The 3,726-nt window shown below is 74.6% G+C and carries 5 protein-coding genes and 1 pseudogene; 2 read left to right on the top strand and 4 right to left on the bottom strand.

All coding sequences use genetic code 11. The annotated features are described in order from the left end of the window. Together AC0CYZ_RS03885 and AC0CYZ_RS03880 are read right to left on the bottom strand one after the other, a co-directional pair. Positions 1 to 246, bottom strand: a pseudogene (locus tag AC0CYZ_RS03885) (catechol 1,2-dioxygenase); the annotation flags it as partial. Beyond that, positions 243 to 1,448 (bottom strand): FAD-dependent monooxygenase, encoded by a 1,206-nt coding sequence (locus tag AC0CYZ_RS03880; protein ID WP_472212521.1) that lies wholly within the window; start codon positions 1,446 to 1,448, stop codon positions 243 to 245. The pseudogene AC0CYZ_RS03885 and the gene AC0CYZ_RS03880, both read right to left, overlap by 4 nt. A 205-nt stretch (positions 1,449 to 1,653) precedes the next feature. Here AC0CYZ_RS03880 and AC0CYZ_RS03875 point away from each other — a divergent pair, with 205 nt between their 5' ends. Then, positions 1,654 to 2,133 (top strand): flavin reductase family protein, encoded by a 480-nt coding sequence (locus AC0CYZ_RS03875; protein ID WP_472212519.1) that lies wholly within the window; start codon positions 1,654 to 1,656, stop codon positions 2,131 to 2,133. A 49-nt stretch (positions 2,134 to 2,182) separates the two neighbouring features. Here AC0CYZ_RS03875 and AC0CYZ_RS03870 read toward each other — a convergent pair whose 3' ends face one another. Continuing rightward, positions 2,183 to 2,428, bottom strand: a complete 246-nt coding sequence (locus AC0CYZ_RS03870; RefSeq protein ID WP_472212517.1) for a DUF3253 domain-containing protein — start codon at positions 2,426 to 2,428, stop codon at positions 2,183 to 2,185. 77 nt (positions 2,429 to 2,505) lie between these two features. Here AC0CYZ_RS03870 and AC0CYZ_RS03865 point away from each other — a divergent pair, with 77 nt between their 5' ends. Continuing rightward, positions 2,506 to 3,339 carry a PhzF family phenazine biosynthesis protein gene (locus tag AC0CYZ_RS03865; protein ID WP_472212515.1) on the top strand — a complete coding sequence of 278 codons (834 nt, stop codon included), beginning with the start codon at positions 2,506 to 2,508 and terminating at the stop codon, positions 3,337 to 3,339. A 90-nt stretch (positions 3,340 to 3,429) separates the two neighbouring features. Here the strand turns inward: AC0CYZ_RS03865 and AC0CYZ_RS03860 are convergent. Continuing rightward, the coding region (locus AC0CYZ_RS03860; protein ID WP_472212513.1) for a GNAT family N-acetyltransferase at positions 3,430 to 3,726 on the bottom strand (297 nt) is incomplete at its 5' end.

The raw sequence follows: 3,726 nt of genomic DNA, 5'->3' as shown, positions 1-3,726 counted from the left end.
TTCGCCGGTGTCGGAGACCTCGATGAGCCAGCGCTTGAACGCGTCGAACTCCTCGTAGGTGACCTTCTGCTCGCGGATGGCGGCGCGGATGCCCTCGAGCGCGGCGCCGATGACGCTCGCCGCCCGCTGCTGGTCGACGCTCCCGCCGCCCGAGCGGAAGGTGGCCGCGCCGGAGCGGGCGATCTCGGTGGCGTGCGAGCCGGCGGTGACGGCGTCGGAGACGGACTGGTCCTCGGTGGTGGTCATGCGACTTCCTCGCTGGTGGTGGTGGCGTTCTCGGAGGGCTGTGCGGACGCGGAGTAGTGGTGCACCCAGGCGTTGGCGTCGAGGTAGGTGGTGAAGCGGGCGTCGCGCTCGGCGAGGCCCTCGACGTCGTCGTCGGACCGGTGGAGCAGCGTCCCGGTCTCCCAGGCGCTGCGGGCGACGGCGCGCGTGCGGGCACGGCGTCGTCGGGGGTAGGCCTCGAGGGCGGCGTCGACGTCCCCGCCCGCCAGCAGCCCGGCCAGCACCACGGCGTCCTCGATCGACTGGTTCGCGCCCTGCCCGTGGTGGGGCAGCATCGCGTGGCACGCGTCGCCGACGAGGACGACGCGACCGCGGCTCCAGCGGGTCAGCGGCGGCTGGGAGAGCAGCGGCCAGCGCGGGCTCTGCTCGACGGCGCCGAGCATCTCGACCACCGCCGGGTGCCAGCCCGCGAAGGCGGCGAGGAGCTCGCCGTCCGCCGCGTCGCGAGTGCCCCCGGACCAGTCCGACGGCCCGCAGAGGACGGCGAAGAAGTTGACGGTGTCGTCGTCGCGCGCGGGTCCGCCCATCGGGTAGTGGAGCAGGTGCGCGCCGGGGCCGGCCCAGAACTGGATGGTGAGCGGGTCGGGCAGCGAGGGCAGGTCGGTGCGCTTGACCAGCCCGCGGAAGGCGCTGGTGCCGGAGTAGACCGGGCCGCTGTCGGGCCCGCACACGTGCTCGCGGACCACCGAGTGCACGCCGTCGGCCCCGACGACGACGTCGGCGGTCGTCGTGGACCGGTCCTCGAAGGTGATCGTCGCTCCGCGCTCGTCACCGGCGACCCCGGCGACGGCCTTCCCGAGGTGCAGGTTCCCTGGGTCGACGGCCGCCGCGAGGGCCTGTTGGAGGTCGACGCGGTGGATGCCCCAGTAGGGGGCGCCGAAGCGGGCGCGGTAGGTCGCGCCGCCGGCGTGCGCGGCGATCCGCGCCCCGGTGCGCCCGTCGCGGTAGACCAGCTCGGTCGGCTCGGTCGAGACGTCCTCGAGGGCCTTCCCGACGCCGAGGCGGTACAGCTCGCGGGTGCCGTTGGCCGACAGGGCGACGGCGGCGCCGACCTCGCGGAGTTCCGTCGCGCGCTCGTAGAGATCGACGGCGATCCCGGCGCGCTGCAGGGCGATCCCGAGCGTCAGTCCGCCGATCCCGGCCCCGACGACGGCGACCCGCATCCCGTCCACCTCCGCTCCCCGTCGACCAGCGTGGGTCGAGCGTGACACAGCCCATCCCGGAGGAAAAAGAGCAGAATGGAGCACGATTGAGAGGCTGTCCGTCATGAAGCGGTGCGAGCGGTCGCTGCGGCGCGCAGCACCTCCGGTGGGCGGCCCCGGCGGGAACCCCTAGCGTGGGTGCGTCGAGATCGAGGAGGAGCCACCCATGGCGAGCACGGACCCGACCACGATGCGTGCGGTGCTGGGGCACTTCCCCTCGGGCGTCACGATCGTCACCGGCTCCGTCGACGGCGTGCCGGCCGGGTTCACCTGTCAGTCGTTCTCGTCGCTCTCGCTCGACCCGCCGCTGGTGCTCATCCTGCCCGGCCGGAGCTCGTCGTCCTGGCCGAGGATCGAGGCGACCGGGCGGTTCTGCGTCAACGTCCTCGCCCAGGACCAGGGGGAGCTCTCCACGACGTTCGCGAAGTCCGGGACGGACAAGTTCGCGGGCGTCGAGTGGCGGCCCTCGGACCTGGGCTCGCCGATCCTCGCCGGCGCCACCGCCTGGATCGACTGCACGCTGCACGCCTGCCACGACGGCGGGGACCACCTCATCGTCGTCGGCGCCGTCCACGACCTCGCGGCCGAGGAGGCGCCGCCGCTGGTCTTCCACCGCGGGGCCTACGCGCGGACCGAGGGCCCGTAGGTGGCTTCGCCGTGTGCGCAGTTGTCCGTGTCATAGGACGGACAACTGCTCACGAGCGCCGGAGGCGCACCGGTCCCGTCGCCGTCGCCGGGTCGACCACCCGGCCCTGCTGGGTCATCTCCACCTCGCCGGCCTCGACGAGGCGTGCGGCCACCCGTCGGGCGGGTTCCATCAGCGGGCGCCAGTCCTCCGGGTCCACCCGGCGTGCGGCCTCCGACGGGCAGATCGTCTTCCCCTCGCCCCGGGCGTCGAGCAGCTCGGTGATCGCGTTCTCCAGCGCCCGGTCGGTGTCCACGGCGTCGGGGTACCCACCTGCCACCGTCGCGCGAGTGGTCCTGGACCGGTGCCCCACGGCGTGAGGTGATCGTCGGCGTGCACCCCTTCCGCCAGGTCGACGTGTTCACCGACGAGCTGACCGCCGGCAACCCGGTCGCGGTGGTCCACGACGCGGACGACCTGAGCGACGCGCAGATGGCCGCTCTCGCGTCCTGGACGAACCTGTCCGAGACGACCTTCCTGCTGCGCCCGACGGTGCCCGGCGCCGACTACCGCCTGCGGATCTTCACGCCCGCCCGGGAGCTGCCGTTCGCGGGTCACCCGACGCTCGGGTCGGCCCGCGCGTGGCTGGCGGCCGGGGGCGTGCCGGCCGACGTCGCCGGTCCCGTACAGGAGTGCGGCGTCGGGCTGGTGCGGGTGCGCGCCGGGGACCAGCTCGCCTTCGCAGCGCCGCCCCTGGTGCGCTCGGGCCCCGTCGACCCCGCCGACCTGGCCGTCATCACCGCGGGGCTGGGGACGACCGACGTCGTCGACGCGGCGTGGGTGGACAACGGCCCCGGCTGGGTCGCGGTCCTGCTCCCCGACGCCGCGTCGGTGCTCGGGCTCCGCCCCGACCTGAGCGCACTCGCGGCCCGCGAGCTCACCCGGGCCGTCGGGGTCGTCGGGCCGCACCCGGACGGCGGGGACGCGGCGGTCGAGGTGCGGGCGTTCGTGCCCGAGACGGGCGCGGGCGAGGATCCGGTGACGGGCTCGCTCAACGCCGGTCTCGGGATGTGGCTCGTCGAGGCGGGGCACGCCCCGCCGTCGTACGTCGCCGCCCAGGGCACGGTGCTCGGGCGCCGCGGGCGGGTGTTCGTCGAGCACGCCGACGGCGAGGTGTGGGTCGGCGGCGACACCGTGGTCGGCGTCGTCGGGACGGTCGCCCTCTAGCGGGCGCCGGATCGGTCGGGCGCCCCGCCATGATCAACGGCCCTGAGTGGCTGTCCGAGGGGTCGACCCGGAACCACACGGGTCCGTTGATCATGTGACGTGGGCTTCGGGTCGGGCGTGGCGGGCGTGCACGACGTCGAGGGCGTCGGTGACGTACCCCCGGCCCCGCGCCCAGGGCGCGCACCAGTAGCCGATCTCGCCGAGCCCGTCGCGGACGTGCAGCAGCGCCATGCTGGCTGCCACCGCCCCCGGCACATCGAGCCCCTCGACGCAGAACGACGCCCCGCCCTCGGCGGCCACGTCGTGCACGTGGTGGGCGAGGAACCAGTCGGCGTCCTCGCGGCGGTACGGCGAGGGCACCGTCGTGAACCGCTGGATCTCCGGGTC

The sequence above is a fragment of the Actinomycetospora sp. genome (genome assembly GCF_055612215.1).
The sequence above is the reverse complement of the archived record's forward strand: the minus strand, read 5'-3'. Positions and strand labels throughout refer to the sequence as shown.